Source organism: Streptomyces sp. NBC_00459, from assembly GCF_036013955.1.
In the GTDB taxonomy this organism is placed as follows: Bacteria; Actinomycetota; Actinomycetes; order Streptomycetales; family Streptomycetaceae; genus Streptomyces.
In genome coordinates this window covers 348,934-372,125 of record NZ_CP107903.1, presented here as the reverse complement: position 1 = coordinate 372,125, position 23,192 = coordinate 348,934, and the positions used below count along the sequence as shown (strand labels likewise).

Sequence of the window (23,192 nt, the reverse complement as noted above, 5' to 3'; positions counted from 1 at the left end):
CGTGCAATTTCCCCCGTTGACGTCGATGTGCCCTGCGATCTAGTGTCCTGTTAAGCGAAACAGGTATCCCGTTAAAGGAGACACTGGTCATGGCGATCACTGGACTCGGTCACACCGGCTTCTGGGTGGACGACCTGGAGACGATGCGCGACTTCTACTCCCGTGTTCTGGGGCTGACCGTCACGGACGAGGACGAGGAGCGGGGCATCGTGTTCTTCTCCTCGCGTCCCGAGGAGGAGCATCACGAGTTCGTCCTGCAGCGGGGCCGCACCGCGCCTCCCGGCGCCAAGCTCACCCACCAGGTGTCATGGCGCGTGGACTCCCTGGAGTCGATCATCGACTTCCATCACCGGTTCCGCGGCGAGGGCATCGAGGTCCAGCAGGAAGTCACCCACGGCAACGCGATCGGGATCTACTTCTTCGACCCCGAGGGCAATCGCAACGAGGTCTACCTCCGGCTGGAGCGTGACGTACGCCAGCCGTTCCGCAAGAGCATCGACCTCGACCAGGACCCGGCGGACGTGCTCGCCGAGGCCGAACGGCTGCTGACCGAGGGCGGCCCCGCCTACCAGCCGGTCCAGTGACCAGCGGTCCGAACGACAGAAGGCCCTTCATGACGCACCCACCGCCGGAAACAGGGCCCGACGTGCTCATCGTCGGCGCCGGCCCGACCGGGTTGACGGCCGCCCATCTGCTGGGCTCGCGGGGCGTACGGGTACTGCTGGTCGAGCGCAACACCACCACCAGCAACGACGCCAAGGCGATCAGCCTCGACGACGAGTCCCTGCGCACTCTCCAATCGGCCGACGGCCTCGACGAGGCGGTCTACCCGATCCTCGTGCCGGGCACAGGGACGAAGTACTTCGGCATCGGCGGACGGACGCTCGTCCACGCACGCGGCACCGGCGACCAGCGCTTCGGACATCCGTTCAAAAACCCCTTCGCCCAGCCAGACCTGGAGCGCGTGCTGTGCGAGCAGCTGCGCCACCTCCCCAGCGTCGATGTCCGTTTCGGTACCCGGCTGACAACTCTCACCCAGCACCCCGGCCGGGTGCGGGTGTCGCTGCGAACAGGTGCGGAGGACGGGCCTGTCGATGAGATGGACGTCTCGTACGTCCTGGGCTGCGACGGCGGTCGCAGTACCGTGCGCGACCTGCTGTCCATTCCCATGCACGGCCTCAGCTTCCCGGATGTGTGGCTGGTGGCCGACACCCTTGGGGACTCGCACGACCAGCGCTACGGCATGCACCACGGCGACCCCGACCGCCCCGTCGTCATCGTCCCGGGCCGGGACGGCCGTTGCCGCTACGAGTTCCGCCTGAAGCCGGGCGAGTGCGAGGCCGGCGCCTCTCCGCCGTTCGAATTGGTGCGCCAACTCCTTGAGCCCTACCGGCAGATCACACCCGGGCAGGTGGAGCGCGCGGTCGTCTACAGCTTCCACGCGCTGCTCGCCGACCGCCTGCGCGACGGCCGCTGCTTCCTGCTCGGCGATGCCGCGCACATGATGCCGCCGTTCGCCGGCCAGGGCCTCAACTCCGGTGTCCGGGACGCGGCCAACCTCTGCTGGAAGATCGCCGAGGCCCTGGCGGGACGAGCCGGAGACGCGCTGCTCGACACGTACGACACGGAGCGGCGCCCCCACGCCAGGGCGGTGATCGACCTGTCCGTACGACTCGGCCGGATCGTCATGACCACCAGCCGCCCTCGCGCCCTGCTGCGCGACCTGCTGGTGCGAACGGCCATGCATACCCCGCCGGGACGCCGCTATCTCACCGAGATGCGCTACCGCCCCGACACCCGGGTACGGGCCGGAGTCGTCGTCCGTACGGACGGCCCCGGCCGCGAACTCGTCGGCATGATGCTGCCCCAGCCGCGCGTTCTGCACGGGCCGCACCACCGCCTCACCCGACTCGACGATGTCCTCGGGCAGGGGTGGAGCCTGCTCGGGATCGACGTGACCGACGCGGACTGGGAGGCGGCCCTGCGGGCCGGCCTCCCGGACGCCACCGCGCTGGCGATCTTCCTGGACGACCGTTCACCTCGTGACCGGGCCGGCCGGACGGGGGTCGCCGATGCCGACGGCCGACTCGACGCCCTCTTCGCCGGGCTGACCGGACGCTTCGCGCTCGTACGCCCCGACCGTCTGGTGGCCGCCGCGTTCAGCCCGGACCGAGCCCAGCATGTCGGCGCGGAACTGCGCCGTCTCACCGCCACCCCGACACCCGCCACCGTTCCTTCCGATCCCACCCCCGATCCCGTGCCCCAGATCCGGCACGACCGCACAGGAGTACCCCGATGAAACTCAGCACCGTCCGTGTCGCCGACGACCGGAAGACCGCCGCTGCCCGGCAGGAAGGCGACGAACTGGTCCTGCTGCCCTACTCCGACATCGGCGCTCTGCTCGCCACCGGTGACGACTGGCAGGAACGGGCAGTCTCCACGGACGGTGAGCGCCTGCCGTCGGGGAAGGCGTCACTCGCCCCGCTCGTCCCCCACCCGAACAAGATCATCTGCCTGGGTCTCAACTACGCCACGCATATCAAGGAGATGGGCCGCCCGACCCCCGCGCATCCCACCCTGTTCGCCAAGTACGACGGCTCCCTGGTCGGCGCGCACGACGACATCCACATGCCGCCGGTCAGCGACGACCTCGACTGGGAGGCCGAGTTGGGGATCGTCGTCGGACGCCCCGGCCGCCATGTGCCGCACGAGAAGGCACTGGAGCACGTCGCCGGCTACACGGTCGCCAACGACGTCACCGTCCGGGACTGGCAGCACCGCACCCGAGAGTTCCTCTCCGGCAAGACCTTCGAGGCCACCACCCCGGTCGGACCCGCGCTCGTCACCCCCGACGAACTCCCGCCCGGCGCCTCGGGCCTGACCATCTCCTGCAGTGTCGACGGCCACACCATGCAGAAGTCCAACACCGCCGACCTGCTCTTCGACGTTGCCGACACCATCGCCTACATCAGCACCATCATCACGCTGTTGCCCGGCGACCTGATTCTCACCGGAACCCCGGGAGGAGTCGGCGCCGGCCGCGACCCGAAGGTGTTCCTGCGGCCCGGGCAGGAACTTGTCACGACCGTGGAGGGCGTGGGAGAACTGCGCAACACCGTGGTCAAGGACCGGCTGTAGAGCCGACAGGCGGGCGACCGGGCGCGGCCCCCACCGGTCCGCGCCCACCCGCTACAGTGTCTCGCATGTCAGGAAACGAGTCCCCCAGCTATCGCGACCGCAACTCCACGGCCGACCGGGCACTCGACATCCTGACCATGTTCGACGACATCCAGCTCGTCGTCTCGGGAACCGACGTGGCCGAGAGGCTCGGCGTGGCGCGCTCCACCGCCTACCGCTACCTGCAGAGCCTCGTGGCCGGGCGCTTCCTCGAAGAAGCCCCTGGTGGCGGCTTCCGGCTCGGCCTGCGCGTTCTGGAGATCGCCCGGTTGGCCCGCCGCAGCTATGGGCTCTCCGAGGTCGCGCTGCCCTTGATGGAGTCGCTCGCCGAGGACGTGCACGAGACCGTGCTGCTGACCCGGCGCACCGGGGACCTGGTGGTGTGCGTGGACCGCGCGGAGAGCGCTCGCGCGGTACGCATCTCCTACGAGCGCGGCAGCGCCCTGCCCATCAACGCCGGCGCCTCCGCCCTCGTCCTGCTGGCCTGGAGCCCGGACGACGAGGCTCGCCGACTGCTGGAGAACGCCGAGCTTCTCCGCTTCACCTCGGCCACCCTCACCGACGTCGACGCCCTGATGGAACGCCTCGGCCGGATCCGCCGTATCGGCTACTCCGTCACCCGCGGCGAACTGGACCCCGACGTGGTGGGCATTGCCGCGCCGATCCGGAACGAGAACAACCAAGTGGTCGCGGCAGTGAGTGTGGCCGCTCTCGCCTCCCGGGTCTATCCGGAGGCGGAGACGGAGATCGCCCAGAAGGTTCTGGCCACCGCACAGGGGATCAGCGACCGGATGGCCGTCGTCGCGGGATGACCTCGCCGCCTGCCAAACGGGAGCGCTGAGTCGGGCCGTTCGCAGGAACGTGGCGACCGGGCCCAAGTCGCGGTGCGCCGGGCGGCAGCGGGTCCGGAGGCCGAGTGGCAATGAGCCCCGGCTGGACGGGGGAGACCAGCCGGGGCGGTAGGTGGTGGCGTGCGGAGGGCGGTCGCCTCGCGGCGAAGGGCTCCATGGGGCTTCAGCCGAACGATCTTCCCCATGGGCTATGGGTGAGGCCCGGGGACACTGTCCCCTCCGCAGCCACATACAGATGAACGGTCAACTGCCCCTGGATGTTCCGCCGTTGACACCACGTGGGGTGTGAGCTGGGGCACCCTGAGGTGCCTCGGAAGCGGTAGGCGTGCTTGAGCTCGTTGCGGGCCGGTGAACTCATGTGGTGGACGTCTGTCGGCAGGGCGCTGAACTCGGCGATGGCGGCACGGTCTTCGGGCATCGGGGGATACCGGCGAGGTGAGTGCCGCGTTGACTGTGCCCCCCGTGGAGCCAGCCCGCCCCGCCCAGGTTTCAGTCCGTGCGTCTGCCCGAAAGAGTGAAGGTCCCGGTGGAACGGCGTGTCGCGGACGGCGGGACCGGCACGCTTCGATCTCCGGAGGCGGTGCGGAGATCAGGGGGAGACGTGGAACGGCGACAGGAACGAACTCCGTTGCACCACCGGACGCGTTACCTGTTCGACAGGACACTGGCCCGCAGCACCGGAGCACTGCTCGGCTGGCTCGCCCTGTGCTGCCTGGCGATCGTCGTACCCGTCAGCGCCCTGCTGGTGTGGACGGACCCCGACGCCCCGCATTCCCTGTCCGGCCGGCTCACCCAGGTGTGGCGCACCAGCGCGGAAACCCTGCGCCTCGGCGCAGCGACCGGTGCGCCCGTACGCATGGTGCTGTCCGTCCTGCTCGGTCTGATCGCTCTGCTGTGCGTTTCGACAGTCGTCGGAGTCGTCACCACCAGCCTGGGGGACCGGCTCACGGAACTGAGACGGGGCCGCTCCCGGATCCTGGAACAGGACCACACCGTGGTGCTCGGCTGGTCCGATCAGATCTTCCCCCTGGTCGGTGAGCTGATCGCCGCACGCCCCGCCGGCGTTCGACATGTGATCAGCATCCTCGCGGACCGGGACCCGGCCACCATGGAATCAGCCCTCACCGCCGCCCTGGGAGTCACCGAGGGCGTCCGCCTGGAATGCCGCACCGGATCACCGACCGACCCCGACGCCCTGGCCCTGGTCACGCCGGGCACGGCCCGGACGGTGACGGTACTGCCCGCCGAGGACACCGACGGCGACCTGACGGTCGTACGGACCCTGCTGGCACTGCGCACCCTGCTCCACGCCGAGAACGGCCCGCGCGTGGTGGCCGCCGTACGCGACGGACGCTACGTGCCGGCCGCGCGGCTCGCGGCCGGACCGCACGGCACCGTCCTGGAGACCGACCGGACCACCGCACGGCTGCTTCTCCAGTCCGCCGCGCACTCGGGGATGTCGTCGGTACTGCGCGACCTCCTGGACTTCTCCGGAGCGGAGTTCCATGTGAGCGACATCCCGGAGGCAGTGGGACTGACCTTCGAGGAGGTGGCGTTGCGCCTTGAGACGTCCTGCGTTGTGGGAATCCTGCGGGCGGACAACTCTCCGCTGCTCACTCCGGCGCCGCGGACCGTGCTGGAACCGGGGGACCGGCTGGTGACCGTCGCCTACGACGACCGCCCCGTCCCGCTCACCGACTCCCGCGCACAGGTCGACACCACTGCCATGGCACCACCCCGCCCACGGCCCGAATCTCCCTCACGGCTGCTTCTCCTGGGATGGAACCGCCGCGCCCCGTTGATCGTGGACATGCTGCGCCGGACCGCCCTGCCGGGCGCCGTCCTCGACGTGGTCGCCGCCACGGACACCGGCTCCCCACAGAACGGGACCCCGGGCCGTGAAGACCCCTCGCCGCTGCGCGTCGTGCACCGAACCGGTGACCCGGCCGATCCCGAGACCCTCAGCGGGCTCGACCTCAGCGTCTACGACAGCGTCATCGCCCTCGGAGCGGACCAGGAGACATGTCCCGAGCGGTCCGACGACCGGACGCTGCTGAGCATGCTGACCCTGCGCTCGTGGGAGGAGACAACACACCGGGTACTGCCCGTGGTGGCCGAGATGAGCGACCACCGCAGCCGGAGGATCGCCCCGGTCGGCCGCGCGTCCGACATCGTCCTTCGGGGAGAGCTCACCGCCCTGCTGATGGCGCAGATCGTGCACAACCCCGACCTGGCCGCCGTGTTCGAGGAAATCTTCGCCGTGCGCGGTGGCGCACTCGCTCTGCGCACAGCCGACCACTACGTACTGGCCGGCCGGGAAACCTCTTTCGCCACCGTGGTCGCGGCGGCATGGGAACGCGACGAGTGCGCGATCGGCTACCGCCCCCACGACCCGCACGCGTACCGCCCCCACGACACCGTGCGGCTGTGCCCCGACAAGTCCCAACAGCGCGTCTGGAGCGCCGAGGACGAGATCCTGGTGCTGACAGCGGGGCGGGGCAAGCCCGACACCCCCGACCTCAGCCGGTATGCCCTACCAGGCATGCGACCGGAACGCGGGGGAGGGGACTCACTGTCGAGCACGCCTGAGTCCTCCGCTGCGCACTCGCCACCGACCTAGGTCGTTTCTGATGGCTCTTGGACGGTGTCGCGGAGCCAGATGACGATCGCGGTGACGGTGAGGGTGCCGTTGAAGATGTAGTCGCGTTTGTCGTACCGGGTAGCCACCGCGCGGAACTGCTTCCACTTGTTGATGCACCGTTCGACCGCGTTGCGGCGGCGGTACTGGGTCTTGTCGAAGGCCGGGGGCCGGCCGCCGGAGCGTCCGCGGTTCCTGCGGTGGGCCCGCTGGTCGTCGGGCTGCGCGATGGTGGCTTTGATGCCGCGCCGTCGCAGGTAGGCGCGGTTGTCGCGGCTGGAGTACGCCTTGTCACCGCGCACCCGGTCCGGCCGGCTGCGCGGGCGGCCCGGTCCACGGCGCCGGATGCGTAAGCCGTCCAGGACCGGGGCGAACATCGGGCTGTCACCGCGCTGCCCGGGCGAGGTCAGCCAGTGCAGGGGGCGGGCCCGGTCGTCGGAGAGCAGATGGACTTTGCTGGTCAGCCCGCCCCGCGAGCGCCCCAACGCCTCACGCCCATCGGCCTCCTCACGCGTCCCGCCCCCTTTTGCGGGTGGTCGGCCGGGAGCTTGCGGGGCGCTCCGGCCGCGTGCTGATGCGCCCGGCAGGAGGTCGAGTCGATGTTCACCGCCCACTCCTGCCGGGACTCCTCGCGGGCGAGCGCCGCGTCCGGGTCACCGGCATCCGCCTCGATCTGCAGCTCCTGGAGGATGGCCCGCCAGGTGCCGTCGGCCGACCAGCGGCGATGCCGTTCATAGACGGTCTGCCAGGGACCGTACCGTTCCGGCAGGTCCGGCCAGGGCACCCCGGTCCGGGCCCGGAACAGCACCCCGTTGATCACCCTGCGGTGATCCGCCCACTGCCCGCCCGGTCTGCCGTTGTCGGGCAGAAGAGGCTCGATCCGCTGCCACTGCACGTCCGTGAGCTCATGTCGCCGCACCATACGAACGTCCTGCCCGGTCGACCCCGAGATCCACCCAGCCCACCAAGAGCCATCAGAAACGGCCTAGTCGCGGCGCGTACTTCCTTCGATGGGCAAGAGAACCTCACCGGCCTTCGGATGGGCGGTACGTGGAGATGTTCGAACGCGGAGTCGCTTGTGGCAGTCGGTGCCGGCGACTCCGGGAGCCGCGCCGCCGGAACCGACCCCGGTCAAGGCATGTGCAAGTGCCGTGTTCCGTCGCCCGGTTCGGGGCGATGCACCCCACGTGGCCGATACCCGAGGCTGTCCGACCGCCCCACCAGATCTGCCAGCAGCCAGACGATGGCCAGCCACATCTCCGTTCCCTGCAGGCCGGGTTCCGGGCCCGGACCCGCCGTACCCGGTCCGAATCCGAAGCCTTTGCCGTCCTGCCAGGTCGCAAGGGCGGCGGCGAGTCGGCGTTCGGCCCAGGCTCGGATCTCGGCGGCCCGGTAGGTGTCGTCGCCTCCGCCCGCGCCGCCCAACTGCCTTGTGCACAGCCACAACGGGTGCGCGACGTCAAGTACGTTGCAGGCGTTCTCGCGGCCGGCTCCGAAGTAGCGGGCGTCCCGGCTGTGGTCCAGTACCGCGTCCACGACCCGCTCCGGACGCGGGACGGGTATCCCGAACTGCGCGAAGGAACCCCGTGTGAGCCGGTAGTAGCCGTTCACCACCTGGAGGCGTCCGGCGGTGGTCGAGGGGCTGCCCCACATGCCGGTCCAGGGGTCGGCCCGGGTGAGGAGCCACCCGAAGAGGGCTTCGAGCGTGGCCGGAGTGAGGTGGGCGGTGGCGGGGTGCCGTAGGTTCCAATGGGCGGCTGTGGCCCAGGAGTCGATCCAGGCGCCCGCGCCCCATGCGTTGTCCCGCCAGGGCAACCCCTGTAGACGTGACACGAGTTGACTGGCCGTCATGTTGCTTACTCCGCGCACCGGTTGGGGGAGCGGGGTGCCAAGGAGGTCCAGCGCGTAGCCCACCGAGAGGACGTGGTAGAGGGCCGGGCCCTCGCCTATGAAGCCGTCGGCGTCCAGGGGCGGCGGCTGTTCGCCCAGTTCGGGTATGAGACCGGTCGTCCGGTCCTGGAGGGACACCAGGCGCTCGATGTGTTCCGTCCTGTCCAGTTGCTCGGGCGCGGACGACAGCAGCAGGTCGGCGATCTCCACGGCGTCGCAGTGTGCCCGCACACTGGGCGCGGCGCCCGGGCGGTCGGTGTAGTGGTCCCCGTTCCAGCAGCGGGCCAGGATGCCGGCGGCCTGGGCGCGGGCTGTGTCGGCGAACCGGGCCAGGGCATCGCCGGCACCGTCATCGCCGCTGGGGGTGCTTGGCCGTCGATGTCCCCCCGGCTCGCGCCGGTCCCGAATCCGCCGCGCCGGATTCCCCGCTGCCACCGTCCATGCCGGTAGGTCCTTCGTGACCACCGCCCCGGCGCCGATCACGCAGTGGTCGCCGATCGTGACACCGTCGACGACGACCACATGGGAGCCGATCCAGACGTCGTCGCCGACGGTGATGCCCCGACTGGTCTGGGGCTGCCGGAAGACCGGCTGGTCGGGGGCTGTCGAGTGGTTGAAGCCCAGGAGCGACGTGTGGGCGCCGATGCGTACGCCGGTGCCAAGAGCGACTGTGCCGCGGGCCACGGTGAACGGGTTCAGCGTGCAGTCCGTGCCCGTGGTCAGGGTGCCGGTGACGTAGGCGTGGGCGGCGATGTACGAGTCGTCGCCCAGTCGCAGGACGTCGGGGAAGACCGCCGCAGACTCGGCCACATAGCAACGCTCGCCCACCTCGCTGTCCCCGCCGAGGGATCGTTGCCGCTCCCCCTGCGCGGCTCGCCGCTCCTCCGTGGCCTCCTTCTCGAACAGCCATGGACAGTGGTCGAAGCGGTCGGACGAGCGTACGGACGGCTGCTGTCGGTGATCCATGACAGCACGCTAGACAGACGGGTGGCGCGCGAGGAAGAGGGCCTGCTTGCTGAAGATGATGTCGCCCGCGGGTGGTGAGTGACCGCAGCGTCCGCCCATGGGCTGGAGCGCTTGGCACGACGACGGCCGTCGTCTCTTCCACTGACCGGCAACCGTCCGTGACCGCACCGGACGGCCAACGGCTCTTGACGAACCCGCAGACCGGATCAGCAGTTCAGGCGCGGCGGACCCGCCAGAGCCAGGCCGCCGTGCCGGCCATCAGGGCGAGCATCGCCAGGTTGGCCAGGAGGGCCGGGGTGCCGGCCTCCGGGCCGCCGGTGGACAGGTTCCAGGTACCGATGATGACGCTCGGCAGGACGGCGGCAAGCAGCACACCGGTGGTTTTCTGGACGGCGGTCCAGTGCAGTGAGGTGCAGAGAAGTACCGCGCCGGTGATGCGGAACAGGACGCCGAACAACTGCCCGGGGTTGTCGGGGAAAACCATCATGAAGGGCATGGAGAGAGTGAGCATCAGGAGTGGGACCAGGGGGTGCACCTTGCCACGCCGGGTGGGAGCACCGACGCTGCTCCGGGCCGGGGCCCCGTCGACCCCCTTGCCTGCCTCGGCCAGCGCCGTCGCCGCGATCGCGCGGGGGTCGCCCAGCTCCGCCAGGACCACGCCGATCGCGGCGTCGGGGCGTTCGGCCCGCGTCACCTCGATGTGTTCGGCGAGGTCGGCGAGGAGTTCCTGGCGTCGGTCTGCGGGGAGTGCGGACGCCTCGCGCTCGACGGCGGAGAGGTAGTCGCGTGCGAGATCGGCAGAGGTCTTCATTCGAGGTCTCCGGTGGAGGGATGCGGGGCGGTCAGGAAGGCGTCGACGGCGTTGCGGAAGTCGGGCCAGACCCGGGTGAACTCGTCGAGTGCGGCCCGGCCGCTGTCGGTCAGTGCGTAGTAGCGACGGGGTGGGCCGGAGACGGACTCCTGCCAGGTGGTGGTGACCAGATCGTCGCGGCGAAGCCTGGAGAGCAGCGGATACACCGTGCCCTGGCTGGTGGCCAGCGCGCCGGAGGCCTCCAGGGCCTGGAGGAGTTCCACGCCGTAGCGGGGGCGGTCCCGCATCAGGGCGAGTACGCAGTACTCCAGGACGCCCTTGCGCAGTTGGGCGGCTGCCCGGGCCTGCTTGGTCGAATCACCTGGTTCCATGCGATGCAAGATACCTGGTGGGGCAAGCAGACGGATACAGGGGGGAGTGGGTATCCGTAACCCGCCAGCCCGCCAGCCCGCCAGCCCGCCAGCCCGCCAGCCCGCCAGCCCGCCAGCCCGCCAGCCCGCCAGCCCGCCAGCCCGGCGGTCCGGCGAGCCGGTAGGTCACCGTGATCGGCGGCCCCTCCGGCATCTCGCGCCCAAGCAGTGTCAGTGGCCAGTTGTGTGGTTCCCCGCTGGCGGCCACTTGACGGGGAGTCATCTGGCCGCCAACGGTTACACTGCGTTGATGTTCCGGGGTGCCGGCTCGACGGTCGCCTCGGCCTGCCGGGGCTACGGACGGAGCACGATCTTGCCGTGGGTGTGCCCCCGTTCCAGCTCGCGGAACGCGTCTCGCACTTGCTCCAGCGGGTAGGTGCGGGCGATCGGCACCTCCAGCTCCCCGCGCGTGGCAAGCCGGGCCAGTTCGCCGAGCACGACCGCGCACGCCGCCGCACCTTCTCCGTAGGTTTGCGCCCCGACCCTGGCCGCGGCCTGCCAATCGCGGATCGTGTTGATCCGCTCGGGCCGCACACCCAGCTCCACCGCCAGGTCCACGTAGCCGTCGCCGAACGTGTCGATGAATGCGTCGACGTTCCCGCCGGAAGCCTCCCGGATCCGTTCAGCCACGCCCTCCCCGTATGCGACCGGGACGACACCGCGCTCCTTCAACCAGGCATGGTTGCCCTCGCTCGCCAGCCCGATCACCGTGGCGCCGCGCCGCCGCGCGAGCTGCACGACAAGAGACCCGACGCCGCCCGCCGCACCGGACACCACGACCGTGTCCGTCGGCCCGGGATCCGCCGCGAACACGCAGGCGTACGCGGTCGTGCCGGCCACGTACAACGACCCGGCCACGTCCCAGGACAGCCCCTGTGGACGCGAGACCACGTCCACGTCGTCGACCACGACGAACTCCGCATGGCTCGCCCTGTCATGGGTGAAGCCCAAGACCTCATCGCCCACCGCGAAGCCGCGCACCTGGGGGCCGACCTCCACCACGACACCGGCCAGATCGCTGCCCTGCCCGGAGGGGAACGTGGCAGGCCAGCGTCCGTGACGCGCGCCCTTGCGGATCATCACCTCGCCGGGCTGGATCCCGGCCGCGCGGACCTCGACCAGCACCTGTCCGGGGCCGGGCGTCGGCTGCTCCACCTCCTCCACCCGCAGCACATCGATCCCGCCGTACTCGTGGAACCGCACCGCCTTCATCGCGTGATCACCCTTTTCCCTCGCTCGGACAAGCCTTGGACGGCCACGCGCCGGATGCCAGGCGTCGACCGTGCCATCGCATTCAACGGCTCAGGGACGGGGTTGTCTTCCCAGGACTGCCGCCGACAGCGATGACGTCCGCGTCGACAGTGGCCCCGCCGGGAAGGCACCCCTGTCCTGATCCACACCGTGCAGCCCGAGCACGCGGGACGTCGACGGAGAGTGACGGCACAAGTGGCCGTACGTGGGGGACTTCTCCATGGCCGCCGACAAAGCAGGCCCATGTCCTGCGGCTACGACAGGCGGTCACTCGGCACCCGTTCGGCAGAGCGGGCTCAGCGGCGTGCGGTTGCCCGAAGCGGGCGGGTCGCTGCGGCAGCAGACCGATCAGCAAGCCCGTCCAGCGCTTGCCCGGCAGACGAGAGGCGTCCTCGGCGTAGGAGCAGGTGTGCAGCAGCAGGCGGGTGGCGGCTGTCTGCCCGGTGCTTTCGACGACCCGGCAGTGTCCTCGCATCACGGCGGGGTTGGCGTACCGCAGATCCGAGCCGTGAGAACCCAGGCGCCCGGCGAGCCGGTCGAGCCCGGCCGCGCGAGACGGCGTGTCGTCCCCCGTGACCTACCCCTCGGTCTGGCTGTCGGCCAGGGGCCTCGGTGCCGGGCTCGGCCCCGTTCATGCGAGCAGGACGTCCTCTCCCACCGTTACGGGGACGACCTGTTTGGCCGGCGGCGCCTCGGCCTTCACCGGCGTACCGAAGTCCGACAGTGTCATCGTCGCCATGGCCTTCATGCCGCCGAAGTAGGACAACCGGGCTTGGACGGCACGTCCTTTCCCGTCGACCCACACGTCTGCGTAGACGGGCATGTCCTCGCCCAGCTTCTCGCGCAGGTTGTTCAACCCCTGTTTCGTCTCTGCCGTCATCCCCAGTGTCGCGGTGGTGTGGTCGATCGTGCCCCGGTAGTGCACCGCAGGGGCGTTGTTCACCCGCTCCTCGCCCTCGTTCGACACCTGCCGCATCGCCTTCACCTGACGGAGCAGGTGCTCGGGGTCGTTCAGCGGCGCCCGCAGGAAAAAGCGGGTCAAGGCCTCGCTCCGGACGGCAGAGGCCCACTTGCCCTCGTCCACCGCCCGTGAGCCATGCACGTAGACGGTGTCGCCGACGAAGACCTCCTCGACGGGGTCCATGCCGCTGTCCTCGAGCTCCACCGTGAGCCGTCCCCTGTCACCAGCCAGGTCGAAGGCGCCGGCGATCGCGAACACGTATGTCGTGGGGCTGTCGACGGACCGCAGCTCGATCTTCTCGTTCACGCGGGCGCTGTCCGCGCTCGTCCTCTCGATCGCGGCGCGCACGGCCGCCCCGTGCTCCACGGCCTTCTTCGCACTCTCTCCGGAGCCATTGTCCGAACCGCTGGAACAGGCGGTGCAGAACAGGAGGACAGCAGCAGAGAAGAGGTGGGTGCGGCGCATGGCTCTCCGAGGAATCGTTACTTCGGCAGGGTGGAGCCCGAAAGGGCCTGTAGATCTTCGCATGAAAACAATGGCGGGGCCCGGGGGTTTCGGCTCTGCCGCCTGGTCTCTCTTGTGGCTTGTCCGGTCGGTCGGCCTGTGCGGAGGGCGGCTCGGTCGGCAAGACCCTGGTCGATCAGGGCCTCAAGGACCAGGTCGTCACGCACGGGGCCGCCTCCGGCGTCGACGTCGAGATCGGCCGGCGCATGGCGCGATCCGCAGGTGGCCGGCGCGTGAACCTCGACTCCCTCCTCCAGGCACTCGGCTTTTGGGAGGACGCCGTACGGGCCCTGGCCGACGGTCGCCGGGCGGCGGTGGAACGACGGCATGCTCCCCCAGTACGGTGACGGTCGCGGTGCTTGCCCGGGCAGGCGTCGACTACGGTCGCCGGGCCGCTGGGATGAAGGGGGCGATGGATGCGGGTCGACCAACTGTGGCGATATCCGGTGAAGTCGGTGGGTGGTGAGCGACTGACCGCCGCCACGGTCGGGGTGCTCGGAATCGAGGGTGACCGGAGCATCGCCGTCCACGACGAGCGGGAAGAGGTCACCTGGGCCGGTGCTGTTCCGGCGCTCATGCGATTGCGGGCGGTCACCCTCGGGCCGGGCGTGGCCGAGTTGGTCCTGCCGGACGGCCGGCGGTTCCGCTCCGATGCGCCTGACGCCGGCAGTCGGCTCAGCGCGGCTGTACAGGCCAGGGTCACACTGGTCGAGCACCAGCCGCACCGGCCCGACACCGCGCTCCATGTACTGACGACGACGGCGCTGCGCAGCCTCGGCTCGTCGCTGCCGGACAGTGCGACAGACGCCAGCCGGTTCCGGCCCAACCTGGTGCTCGACGACGTGCCCGGCGACCACGCGACCGGGTACCCCGAGCACGACTGGACCGGCCGCCGGATGGGCATCGGCACACTGCGGTTGCGCTTCACCCAGAGGTGCGACCGCTGCGTGATGATCACCAAGGAGACTCCGACTGTCCCGCATGACCGCGCCGTGCTGCGCTGGGTCGCCCGCGAGCTCGGCAACGCCTTCGGAATGTACGCGGCGGTCGAGAAGCCCGGCCATGTCGGTATCGGGGACAAGGCCCGCTGGCTCGACTGAATGTCATCACTGTGGCTCAGCACTCCAGTGCCGTCCGGCACCTGGCGTGCTCGGTAGGCAGATCGTCGACTGTGATCGTCTATCGGCGGCCTCATCGTGGCGGCATGCGGCGGTGCCACCTGGTCCGAGGAAGGCCGCCCGGGACGCCGATCGCGCTCGGGTGGACGAATAGGCAACAGTGGCGCCGCGCTCCCACAGGTCATCAGGCACAAGATCGGCGCGCGCCCAACAGCTCGTCCCGATCTGACTGACACTCAACTGCCAAGCCCAATCCTGAAATTGATTGTGATCCGATCGGTGGAGCAAAGCAGCTTCCCGAGCTCACGGTGCGCCCTCAACGGGCTGCTTGTCGCGGCACCTACGGAAGTCACTCCGCTCCGGGTGGAAAGCCATAGATGCCATCGCCCGGCGGTGGCGCTTCCGGGATGTCGAGAGGACAGATTCCCCAGTGCCTTGCGATCGCCATGACGTGCCTTTCGGACGGCATGGCGGCATACCAGTCGTCCCAGTCGGATTCGTCCCAGGACGCCATCCCCTCTTCCGCCCCCCTGATTCCGACACCGAGTTGGCGCTCGATCTCGGTTGGTTCGCCGACTCGCAGGGGCCCGTCACCGGCTGAGCTGTCATAGCAGTAGGCCCGGACGACTTGGCCGGCCTCCACTCTTGCCCAGGCGTGGAATTCGCCGATGCGATCGGTGCGGAAGTACTGAAGGTCACCCAGCCGCAGGCCGAGTGTCCGAAGCCAGGACAGCAAGGACGGACCGCTGTCCTCAAGTCCGACTGGGAGGTGGATCCGGCTGTGAGCCAGCGTCCAGCCGTCCACGGGAGAGGCTACGAAGACGCCTCGTCGGTATGCCGCTTGTGTCCCCGCCTCCCAGTCCATTGCCACTCGCGTGAGCAACCCGAGCGCGTCGGCGACCTGTCTGTTGTCACTGCCGGGCACGGCCAGCCAGGACGTCTTGTAGCCGATTCCCATGGCAATCCCCTCCCACATGCGTATGCGTATCCTGCTGCACGGCTCTGACATGTGCCTTCTTGCCGGCCTGATGAAGCCGATCCGTCCCGTTGCCCGTGGGAGTAACTGTCAAGTCCTGTGGACCATCGCGGAGAACCTCAAGCCAGTTGGAGCCATTGATTGAGGCCTGCGAAGTCCCGGTCGTGAGGCCGCGGGACGACGCGACGCCATGGAGGATCCCCTGGGCCGGGTGGTGGGTGGATACCCAGTCTCGGCGGCGTCAGTGATCTCGTCGTCGACCCAGGCGAACGGGCGTCCGTCCGCCCAAGGCCCGGCTCGTCTGGCCGATCGCCGGACTCACCCGGCGGCCGGGCACGGTGCATTGCCGGCTGGCGGTGCCGGACGGCCCGTACGAGGCGCTCGTTGCCCGCCTGTACGACGGCCGGGGCATCGTTCGTCACCCGTAGCGCTCTCCCGGGTGGCGCCTGTGCCGGAGCTCTTCGGGGGGCGGCAAGGAGGGCCGTTGTCAGAGGCGATTGGCAAGATTGCGGTCATGAATGTCACTCCTGTCACTCCGCCACGGCCGATCGACGTTGCCGCGGTCTTTCCCCAAATGGCTCCGCTGGCCCGCACGGCGACCCGTCTGCACCCCCGCCCCGGGGCGCCGACGTGGCACGACAGCTCGATCGGCGGGCCGCTGCTGTGGCCCGCTGAGGAGCGCTGGCCGCACTGTGAGGAACCGCATGTGGTGGATGGCATCAACCCAGCCAAGTCCCCGACGAATCTGCGGCTGGAACGAAGGATCTTCGCCGCCTCGCACGGCCGGGACCTGACTCCGGAGGAACGGGAGACTCTCGAGCGGATCCGGCCCCCTCGGACGTATCCGGTGAGGCGGGTGGTCCAGGCGTACGACGGTCCCATAGCGATGCTGCCCGTCGCGCAGCTGTACGTACGGGATGTGCCCGATCTGAGCCCGCCGGAGGGCAAGGACCTGCTGCAGGTTCTGTGGTGTCCTTTCGATCATCCGATCATGCCCAGGACCCTGCTCTTCTGGCGTTCGGCAGCCGCCGTCACCGACATCCTCGACACGCCCCCCGAGCCGCCCGCAGTGCAGTTCGACGGCTATCTGCCGGAACAGTGCGTGCTCGAACCGGAGCAGATCACCGAGTACCCAGACCGTCTGGAGCTGAACGAAGAACTGCGGGAGCAGATCGAGCAATGGAGTGTGCCGCAGGCAGAAGAGGAAGACATGGACCCGGTCACGTACTACGACTGTGTGCTGTCCAACGCACCCGGCTGGAAGGTCGGCGGCTGGCCCGCTTGGAACTCCACCGACCCCAGCTCGCAGTCCTGCTCCGAGTGCGGCACCGGCATGGAGGTCCTGATGACCGTCGCCACGTTCGAGGAAGGGGACGACGCCGGTAACAGCTGGTCTCCTCACCCCCACCCAGGTGCTGGACCGTACCCCGGCCACCGCGGCTACAACGCCACCGGCGTCCAGATAGGCAGCGGCTACCGGAAGCACCTGTTCGTCTGCCCGGTAGAGCCCGAGCATCCGCACATCGCGTTGATGACGTAGCCCGTCCGCAGTGTGCAGCCGGGGCGTCATGGTGCGGGAATGGCCGTGACGCCGGGTGGCCGGGAGGCCCCGGATGCCCACCTGCGTCTCGACATCCGAGAAGGAAGCAGGCCATTCCTGACGCGACCGCGACGCATCGCCCCAGGTTGAGCGCGTCCCGGTGAGCTCGTCGGTCGGGAAGGCCGCGCACGCGACGAGGGTTCGGGTCTTCCACGGAGCGCGCACCACTGGTCTTCGCGTTCGTGGGCGGTTGAGGGTTCTGGCCAGTTCACGACCGGCAACTGTGGCAGGCCGTAGTCGCGGTGCCAGCTCGATATTGGCCTCTTCCTCCCAAGCGGTGGCCCAGACCAGGTCGCACGGCAGCGCGAGTCGTTGCGGACGAGGGCGAGAAGGTGGGGTGCGGTGATCGCGCGCCGGCGGGTCTGGGCGCACTCCGTGAGCTTGAACACCATGGCCAGGGCCGCTGCGGGGCTGCCAGCTCCGCGAGTGACCCGGGGCCTCAACTTGACGGTGCTGATGGTGGATTCGATCGGGTTCGTTGTTCTGAGGTGGATCCAGTGTTCGGCGGGGAAATCGTAGAACGCCAGGAGTTCACCGGTCTCGTCGGTGACCTTCTTCACCGCCTTTGGCTACTTCGCGCGGTGGGTGCGATCGAAGTCCTTGACGGCCTTCTCTGCGTGGTCGCGGTCTTCGGCGTTGTAGATCTCCTGCAATGCTTTCTCCGCTCCGGGCCGGGACGACTTCGGCAGGGCATTGACCACGTCGCGGGGTTATGTGAACCCAGCACCTTTGGTGCCTGGCCTGCGGAAAACCTCCGTGCGAGCCCGCCACAGGCTCATCGCGCCGTCACCGACCACGAGCCCGGGGCCGCAGTCCGCGCCGCCGGCAGTCACGTAGCAGGTCGGCCCAGGACTCGGTGGACTCGCGCAGTCCTTCGGCGAGTGCGATGAGTTCCGCGCGGCCGTCGGTGCGCACACGCATGAGAACCAGGACGCAGGAACGGCCCTGGCCGAGGCGGATCTTGGGGTGGACGCCGTCGGCCCACACGTAGACGTAGTCGGATTCCGACAGGTCGTGGGCTTGGAAGACGGCGTGGTCATCGCTCCATTGCTGGTCAGCCGGGTCACGGTGGCCGTCGAGAGCCCGGCCGAGCTGCCGAGGAACTGCTCCATGGCGGGCACGAAGTCGCCGGAGGACAGTCCGTGCAGGAAGAGCAGGGGAAGTGGCGCCCTTGGGGAGTCGTTCGCGTTGTCGAGACGGGTCGGCCCTCGTCGTCGCCGAGCGGCTGTCTTGCCCCTGGACGAGAGAATATAAATCCGTCTAGATTATTTGTCTAGAGATAGACTATAAGTTGATGTCGCTGGGATTCGCCCAGGCATTCACGGACATGCCGATGCGTGTTCCGTACGGCGCCGACCGCTCCTGCTCGTTCTGCAGCACGGTGTGGTCCGATCAGAGGGATGAGGGACGAGGGAACTGTGAACGACGTGCCGGGCCGTCGGCCCGATCCGGTGCCTGCCGCTTCCGCAGGCGCTGTGGACGCGGACGAGCACCTCATTCGCGAGGTGGAGAAGATCGCAACGGCCGTGGGCAGGACGTTGCCGGGCCTGTGCGAGGTCGTCCTCCACGACCTGCGGAATCCGGACCACGCCATTCGGGCCATCGAGAACAACCTGTCGGGACGTCAGGTGGGCGACTCGGCCACCGAGCTGGGCCTGGCAAGGATCAGCGACCCCGAGTACCCCAGCGTCATCCAGAACTACGCCAATCGCTTTCCGGACGGCCGACCGGTCAAGAGCACCTCGATCGGCATCAAGAACGCTTCCGGCGACTACATCGCAGCCCTGTGCCTCAACCTCGATGTGTCCGTGCTCTCACCGCTGGCCCTGACCCTGGCGAACCTGGTCGCCACCGAGACCGAGCATCGCGGGGAGCCCCTGGAGGCGCTGCGCAACCGCAACTCCCGGGAGCTGCGCCAGATCGTGGAAAGCCGCGCGGCCGAGCGGGCGGTCAGCCCCCGCGCGCTTCCCCGGGAGGCCAAGCGAGAACTGGTCAGGCAGCTGCGCGAGGACGGCTTCTTCGACTCCCGCGACGCGGCGCAGGTGATCGCAGACCTCCTCGGCATCTCCCGCGCCACTGTCTACAACTACGCGAAGTGAGGAACCGTGACCAGCACGCCGCAGTCAACGCCCCCGGCAAGCGGGAAGTGTTCCCCCGCCGCTGCTCGCACGGGGCCGCGTTGTCCTGCGACCTTCCTCAGCAGTCCCGCCGACTGGGCGAGTTGCAGCACGCTCCCGCCGACGCGCCAGTGACCCCACTCGGCGACGTGCTGACCGGCCACGCACCAGGCCGGACGAGCCATCACGACATCACCGTATTCGACAGCTCACGCATCGGTCCTCAGGGCCTTCACCTGGATCTTGCCGTGCTGGAACCACTGGGAGTCTCGCTGTGACCGCTTCCGCCCCGCACACCACGCTGGCCGACCCGGACACGCCGTTCGCCGTACTGGACGTGTCCCGCTCACAGCGCAACGCTCAGCGTCTCGCCGGCCGACTGCAGGAACTGGGGGTGGCTCTGCGGCCGCATGTGAAGACGGCGAAGAGTCTGCGGGTTGCCGCGCTCATGCACGGCGGTCGGCCGGGACCGATCACGGTCTCGACCCTGGCCGAAGCTGAGGCCTTCGCCGACGGCGGATACACGGACATCACCTACGCGGTCGGAATCGCTCCGCACAAACTGCCCCGTGTCGTGGCGCTGCTGCGGCGCGGGATCACGCTGCAGGTCCTCCTCGACAGCCTTGAGCAGGCGCGCGCCGTGACCGCCGCAGCCCGTGAGGCGGCAGTGAGCATCCCGGCGCTGATCGAGGTCGATTGCGACGGCCACCGGGGCGGTGTTCTGGTCGACGACGACGCACTCCTCGCCATCGGACACGAGCTCCACAAGGCCGGCTGTCTGGACGGGATTCTCGTACACGCCGGTGAGTCCTACTTCGCCCCGACCGCGGAAGGGCAGCGCAAGGCGGCCGCCCACGAGCGTGACGTCGCTGTCGCGGCCGCCCAACGGCTGCGCCAGAAGGGGATGGAGGTCGCAACCGTCAGCGTCGGCTCCACCCCGACCGCGCATGCTGCCACCGACCTCACCGGAGTGACCGAGGTCCGCGCCGGGAACTACGTCTTCTTCGACCTGGTGATGGCCGGCCTGGGCGTGTGCGGCATCGAGGATCTCGCACTGTCCGTGGCCGTCACCGTGATCGGGCACCGGCCCGGACGCGGATGGATCCTCACCGACGGTGGCTGGATGGCGATGTCCCGAGACCGCGGCACCGCGAACCAGGCCGTCGACCAGGGATACGGCCTGGTCACCGATCTCACCGGCAACCTGATCCCTGGCCTGGTCATGACCGGGGCGAGCCAGGAACACGGAATCCTCACCGCCCGCGACGGTCATCCGTTGCCCGATCTGCCCGTCGGCGCCCGCCTGCGTATCCTGCCCAACCACGCGTGCGCCACCGCCGCCCAGCACCACGGCTACCAGGTCATCGACAGCGCCGAACCGCCCACCCCCGGCGCCGTCCCCCGCATCACCGACCTCTGGCAACGGATCACGGGCTGGTGACCGACCTTTCCCTCCGGCGCGCCCCCACCCCTGACCACGTAGTGGAGGAACGATGAACACCGCCGGCCCCGTCACACTGGACAAGCCGACCGCATGGCCTGCGCTCGTGGACCGAGCGGGCCGCCGGTACCCCGGCGATCGGCCGCGGTGGTGCGGTGACGACGGCTCACCGCTGACCGTCGCGAAGCGCCCCGGCATCACCCGAGCCGACATCGACCCCGGCATACCGTCGCAGTGGCGCTACGCAGCCGCTCTGGGCATGCCGGGCCTCGCCCCCGTCACCCTTGGCGAAGGCCGCACACCGCTGCTGCCCCGCCGTCTGGCCGGGCTCGACGTCGCCGTCAAGATGGAGGCCCAGAACCCCACCAGCAGCTTCAAGGACCGGGGCAGCTCGGTCATGCTCAGCGTGCTCCGCGCCCAGGGCGTGACCTCGCTCCTGGAGGACTCCAGCGGCAACGGCGGCTCGTCCGTGGCGGCGTACTGCGCCGCTGCGGGCATCCACGCGCAGATCCTCGCACCCGCCACCACCTCACCGGCGAAACTCCTGCAGAGCCGGTTCCACGGCGCCGAGGTCGAACTGTGGTCCGGCACCCGACAGGACACCGCCGACGAAGCGCTGCGGCGCGCCGGTGAACGCTTCTACGCCAGCCACAACTGGCAGCCCCACTTCCTGGAAGGCATCAAACTGATCGCCTACGAGATCTGGGAGGACCTCGGCTTCACCGCCCCCACCGCAGTTGTGATGCCCGCAGGCGCCGGAAGCCTGGTCCTCGGCTGCGCACAAGGCTTCGACGAGCTGTACCGGGCCGGCGAGATCGCCAGCCCGCCTCGGCTCCTGGTCAGTCAACCCGCCCGCTGCAGCCCCCTGGTGCGAGCGTTCGCGGCAGGCCACGACCACGTCGAACCGACCCAGTGGCACTCCACACTCGCTGAGGGCACCGCCATCACCCGACCAGTCCGCGATCAAGAAGTGCTCGCCGCCGTCCGCTCCGGCGGCGGCGCGATGACCGCGGTGGACGAGGCAGACCTGGGTCCGGCCGTCCTGGCACTGGCCCGGACCGGCCTGTACACCGAACCCACCAGCGCTCAAGTCGTCCCGGCACTGGCTCAGTTCCTTGCTGCAGGACACCTTCGTCCGGACGATGACGTGGTGGTGATCCTCACCGGATCGGGACACAAAGCCGCCGCGACAATGGCCGGGCTGCTCGACTCCAACTCGCGGTGAGAGGGCGTTGCCACCACTTAAGGCGTGCTTCGGACCTGTAATGATCTTCGGCTTCGATGATGCTGGGGTACTGAAGGGGTCTGCGGTCACGTAGGTGCGACGGCGGGCGACGACCCACGCATCGTGTTCCTGAACGGGTGCCGGTTCAGCCCGGTCCGCAGCGATCGAGTGCCGCACGAACCTGGTTGAGGCCCTCCACTCTCCAGTGGCCCCGGTCGGGCATTTGGTCGTTCCGGCGCCAGCGCCAGGCCGAGAACATTGCCCAGTTCAGGGCGCGGCACCGGTGAATCAGACCGGGGTCAGCCCCCGCATAGTGCTCTCCCACTTCTTCGGGCGCATGGGCGAGGTCGAACTCGACCGGCCCACGGCAGCACGTGGCGAGGTCTACGAAAAGTGGCCCTCGCCGCGTGTTGAGGAGGTTGCCCGGATGAGGCTCGCCGTGCAACAGCTGGTCGCCGTCCTTGTCGATTCCGATCGCGGCGTTCAGTCGCCCGAGTGTGTCGCTGAGGAACTCGCGGTCAGGATCGGACAGTTCAGGGGAGTGCTCCCCGTCGTTCACCACGCTCAGCGCCACGGCGACCCGATCGGTGAAGTGCGGAGCAGTCAGATCGATCTGACGCAGAGCGGCATGGTGGCGCAGGAACACGTGTGCGTAGTCGGTGGGCGCGATCTCTGATTCCACCGGTTCGTAGTAGGTCCAGAGCGAGACGGCGAAGGAGTCGCGCAAATGGACTCGGGGCTCGACCCTCGGGTCGAGTTCAGCCACCGGAGCGCCGACGTCGGCGAGACGGCGGGCAACCTCGACCTCGACCTCGAACTCGGAATCCGCCAGATGCCCCGAGGGCGCGACCCGAGCCAGAACATCACAAGGGACCAGGCGCAGCGCGACGCGGTCCGAGTTGTGGATGACGATCACATCGTCGACCTGAAGGCCCAGCTCCGAAGCGGTCGCCCGGCCTGCCTCAACGGCTCGGCGGAGTTCCATTGGCTCCATCCCGTTCTCCCTCCAAACGCGGACCCGGCGACAAGGATCGCAAAAGGAGACCTGCACACCTGCGACCAGCATCGCTGCCACACCGCACTCGACCGGCAGGCACCGATCGGCTGCGTGAACGATGCGGAAGGCCAGTACTCCTTGTCCGTGCCGATACCTGTCTCCCGGACGGCGGTGCGGAAGCGGGCGGCTGGGGCGAAGCAGCCGGGCTTGGGGGTGGGCGGGGTGAAGGCGTGGAGGTGGGGGAGGAGGGAGTGGCGGC

The 23,192-nt window shown here is 69.2% G+C and carries 20 protein-coding genes and 1 pseudogene; 12 read left to right on the top strand and 9 right to left on the bottom strand.

Features of this window, described 5'->3' with window-relative positions; genetic code table 11:
• Window positions 1–89 precede the first annotated feature (89 nt).
• From OHN74_RS01415 to OHN74_RS01395, 5 genes are all read left to right on the top strand, one after another.
• Window positions 90–584 carry a VOC family protein gene (locus OHN74_RS01415; RefSeq protein WP_327692643.1) on the top strand — a complete coding sequence of 165 codons (495 nt, stop codon included), beginning with the start codon at window positions 90–92 and terminating at the stop codon, window positions 582–584.
• 29 nt (window positions 585–613) lie between these two features.
• Entirely contained in the window at window positions 614–2,299 is a 1,686-nt protein-coding gene (locus OHN74_RS01410) for a bifunctional 3-(3-hydroxy-phenyl)propionate/3-hydroxycinnamic acid hydroxylase (protein ID WP_327692642.1), read from the top strand.
• Entirely contained in the window at window positions 2,296–3,138 is an 843-nt protein-coding gene (locus tag OHN74_RS01405) for a fumarylacetoacetate hydrolase family protein (protein ID WP_327692641.1), read from the top strand. Before OHN74_RS01410 ends, OHN74_RS01405 begins: the two co-directional genes overlap by 4 nt.
• Window positions 3,139–3,203: 65 nt before the next feature.
• On the top strand, window positions 3,204–3,989 hold the full coding sequence (locus OHN74_RS01400) for an IclR family transcriptional regulator (RefSeq protein WP_327692640.1): 786 nt from the start codon (window positions 3,204–3,206) through the stop codon (window positions 3,987–3,989).
• 667 nt (window positions 3,990–4,656) lie between these two features.
• A complete protein-coding gene (locus OHN74_RS01395; protein ID WP_327692639.1) occupies window positions 4,657–6,648 on the top strand; it encodes a CASTOR/POLLUX-related putative ion channel in 1,992 nt (663 codons plus the stop codon).
• Here the strand turns inward: OHN74_RS01395 and OHN74_RS01390 are convergent.
• From OHN74_RS01390 to OHN74_RS01365, 6 genes are all read right to left on the bottom strand, one after another.
• Window positions 6,645–7,588 (bottom strand): IS5 family transposase gene (locus OHN74_RS01390; protein ID WP_443060330.1). Its coding sequence is split into 2 segments (ribosomal slippage): window positions 6,645–7,157 and window positions 7,160–7,588, totalling 942 coding nucleotides; the frame shifts between segments, so codons are not numbered across the junction. The two genes, OHN74_RS01395 and OHN74_RS01390, sit on opposite strands and share 4 nt — an antisense overlap.
• 209 nt (window positions 7,589–7,797) lie before the next feature.
• Window positions 7,798–9,522, bottom strand: a complete 1,725-nt coding sequence (locus OHN74_RS01385; protein WP_327692637.1) for an acyltransferase — start codon at window positions 9,520–9,522, stop codon at window positions 7,798–7,800.
• Window positions 9,523–9,736: 214 nt separating this feature from the next.
• On the bottom strand, window positions 9,737–10,333 hold the full coding sequence (locus tag OHN74_RS01380; RefSeq protein WP_327692636.1) for an HAAS signaling domain-containing protein: 597 nt from the start codon (window positions 10,331–10,333) through the stop codon (window positions 9,737–9,739).
• Entirely contained in the window at window positions 10,330–10,704 is a 375-nt protein-coding gene (locus OHN74_RS01375; protein ID WP_327692635.1) for a PadR family transcriptional regulator, read from the bottom strand. Before OHN74_RS01375 ends, OHN74_RS01380 begins: the two co-directional genes overlap by 4 nt.
• A gap of 333 nt (window positions 10,705–11,037) precedes the next feature.
• Entirely contained in the window at window positions 11,038–11,955 is a 918-nt protein-coding gene (locus tag OHN74_RS01370; protein WP_327692634.1) for an NADP-dependent oxidoreductase, read from the bottom strand.
• 670 nt (window positions 11,956–12,625) lie between these two features.
• Window positions 12,626–13,420, bottom strand: coding sequence for a hypothetical protein (locus tag OHN74_RS01365; RefSeq protein WP_327692633.1), 795 nt, complete (start codon window positions 13,418–13,420; stop codon window positions 12,626–12,628).
• Between the two features lie 119 nt (window positions 13,421–13,539).
• Here OHN74_RS01365 and OHN74_RS01360 point away from each other — a divergent pair, with 119 nt between their 5' ends.
• Together OHN74_RS01360 and OHN74_RS01355 are read left to right on the top strand one after the other, a co-directional pair.
• A complete protein-coding gene (locus OHN74_RS01360) occupies window positions 13,540–13,806 on the top strand; it encodes a hypothetical protein (protein WP_327692632.1) in 267 nt (88 codons plus the stop codon).
• 69 nt (window positions 13,807–13,875) lie between these two features.
• On the top strand, window positions 13,876–14,559 hold the full coding sequence (locus tag OHN74_RS01355) for an MOSC domain-containing protein (RefSeq protein WP_327692631.1): 684 nt from the start codon (window positions 13,876–13,878) through the stop codon (window positions 14,557–14,559).
• 367 nt (window positions 14,560–14,926) lie between these two features.
• On the opposite strand, the gene OHN74_RS01350 is transcribed toward OHN74_RS01355, so the two are convergent.
• Entirely contained in the window at window positions 14,927–15,535 is a 609-nt protein-coding gene (locus OHN74_RS01350) for a hypothetical protein (RefSeq protein ID WP_327692630.1), read from the bottom strand.
• Between the two features lie 532 nt (window positions 15,536–16,067).
• On the opposite strand from OHN74_RS01350, the gene OHN74_RS01345 reads away from it, so the two are divergent.
• Window positions 16,068–17,093: a hypothetical protein gene (locus OHN74_RS01345; protein ID WP_327692629.1), complete on the top strand. Its 1,026-nt coding sequence runs from the start codon at window positions 16,068–16,070 to the stop codon at window positions 17,091–17,093.
• Window positions 17,094–17,467: 374 nt separating this feature from the next.
• Here OHN74_RS01345 and OHN74_RS01340 read toward each other — a convergent pair.
• Window positions 17,468–18,316, bottom strand: a pseudogene (locus OHN74_RS01340) (IS256 family transposase); the annotation flags it as partial.
• Between the two features lie 237 nt (window positions 18,317–18,553).
• On the opposite strand from OHN74_RS01340, the gene OHN74_RS01335 reads away from it, so the two are divergent.
• From OHN74_RS01335 to OHN74_RS01320, 4 genes are read left to right on the top strand one after another with little or no spacing between them, the layout of a single operon-like run.
• Complete coding sequence (locus tag OHN74_RS01335) at window positions 18,554–19,252, top strand: helix-turn-helix transcriptional regulator (protein ID WP_327692628.1); 699 nt, start codon at window positions 18,554–18,556, stop codon at window positions 19,250–19,252.
• Window positions 19,249–19,548, top strand: a complete 300-nt coding sequence (locus tag OHN74_RS01330) for a hypothetical protein (protein ID WP_327692627.1) — start codon at window positions 19,249–19,251, stop codon at window positions 19,546–19,548. The genes OHN74_RS01335 and OHN74_RS01330 overlap by 4 nt, the downstream gene beginning before the upstream one ends.
• The gene (locus OHN74_RS01325) at window positions 19,545–20,711 is read left to right on the top strand and encodes an alanine racemase (protein ID WP_327692626.1); all 1,167 of its coding nucleotides are present in this window, start codon (window positions 19,545–19,547) and stop codon (window positions 20,709–20,711) included. Before OHN74_RS01330 ends, OHN74_RS01325 begins: the two co-directional genes overlap by 4 nt.
• Window positions 20,712–20,763: 52 nt before the next feature.
• Complete coding sequence (locus tag OHN74_RS01320) at window positions 20,764–21,936, top strand: pyridoxal-phosphate dependent enzyme (RefSeq protein WP_327692625.1); 1,173 nt, start codon at window positions 20,764–20,766, stop codon at window positions 21,934–21,936.
• Between the two features lie 145 nt (window positions 21,937–22,081).
• On the opposite strand, the gene OHN74_RS01315 is transcribed toward OHN74_RS01320, so the two are convergent.
• The gene (locus tag OHN74_RS01315) at window positions 22,082–22,930 is read right to left on the bottom strand and encodes a phosphotransferase (protein ID WP_327699943.1); all 849 of its coding nucleotides are present in this window, start codon (window positions 22,928–22,930) and stop codon (window positions 22,082–22,084) included.
• Between the last annotated feature and the right edge of the window lie 262 nt (window positions 22,931–23,192).

What these genes read in the sequence shown, in the direction of transcription:
- OHN74_RS01415 (WP_327692643.1), top strand. Translation starts at nt 90, where the DNA reads ATGGCGATCACTGGACTCGGTCACACCGGCTTCTGGGTGGACGACCTG.
- OHN74_RS01410 (WP_327692642.1), top strand. Translation starts at nt 614, where the DNA reads ATGACGCACCCACCGCCGGAAACAGGGCCCGACGTGCTCATCGTCGGC.
- OHN74_RS01405 (WP_327692641.1), top strand. Translation starts at nt 2,296, where the DNA reads ATGAAACTCAGCACCGTCCGTGTCGCCGACGACCGGAAGACCGCCGCT.
- OHN74_RS01400 (WP_327692640.1), top strand. Translation starts at nt 3,204, where the DNA reads ATGTCAGGAAACGAGTCCCCCAGCTATCGCGACCGCAACTCCACGGCC.
- OHN74_RS01385 (WP_327692637.1), bottom strand. Translation starts at nt 9,522, where the DNA reads ATGGATCACCGACAGCAGCCGTCCGTACGCTCGTCCGACCGCTTCGAC.
- OHN74_RS01380 (WP_327692636.1), bottom strand. Translation starts at nt 10,333, where the DNA reads ATGAAGACCTCTGCCGATCTCGCACGCGACTACCTCTCCGCCGTCGAG.
- OHN74_RS01375 (WP_327692635.1), bottom strand. Translation starts at nt 10,704, where the DNA reads ATGGAACCAGGTGATTCGACCAAGCAGGCCCGGGCAGCCGCCCAACTG.
- OHN74_RS01370 (WP_327692634.1), bottom strand. Translation starts at nt 11,955, where the DNA reads ATGAAGGCGGTGCGGTTCCACGAGTACGGCGGGATCGATGTGCTGCGG.
- OHN74_RS01365 (WP_327692633.1), bottom strand. Translation starts at nt 13,420, where the DNA reads ATGCGCCGCACCCACCTCTTCTCTGCTGCTGTCCTCCTGTTCTGCACC.
- OHN74_RS01355 (WP_327692631.1), top strand. Translation starts at nt 13,876, where the DNA reads ATGCGGGTCGACCAACTGTGGCGATATCCGGTGAAGTCGGTGGGTGGT.
- OHN74_RS01350 (WP_327692630.1), bottom strand. Translation starts at nt 15,535, where the DNA reads ATGGGAATCGGCTACAAGACGTCCTGGCTGGCCGTGCCCGGCAGTGAC.
- OHN74_RS01345 (WP_327692629.1), top strand. Translation starts at nt 16,068, where the DNA reads ATGAATGTCACTCCTGTCACTCCGCCACGGCCGATCGACGTTGCCGCG.
- OHN74_RS01335 (WP_327692628.1), top strand. Translation starts at nt 18,554, where the DNA reads ATGAGGGACGAGGGAACTGTGAACGACGTGCCGGGCCGTCGGCCCGAT.
- OHN74_RS01320 (WP_327692625.1), top strand. Translation starts at nt 20,764, where the DNA reads ATGAACACCGCCGGCCCCGTCACACTGGACAAGCCGACCGCATGGCCT.
- OHN74_RS01315 (WP_327699943.1), bottom strand. Translation starts at nt 22,930, where the DNA reads ATGGAGCCAATGGAACTCCGCCGAGCCGTTGAGGCAGGCCGGGCGACC.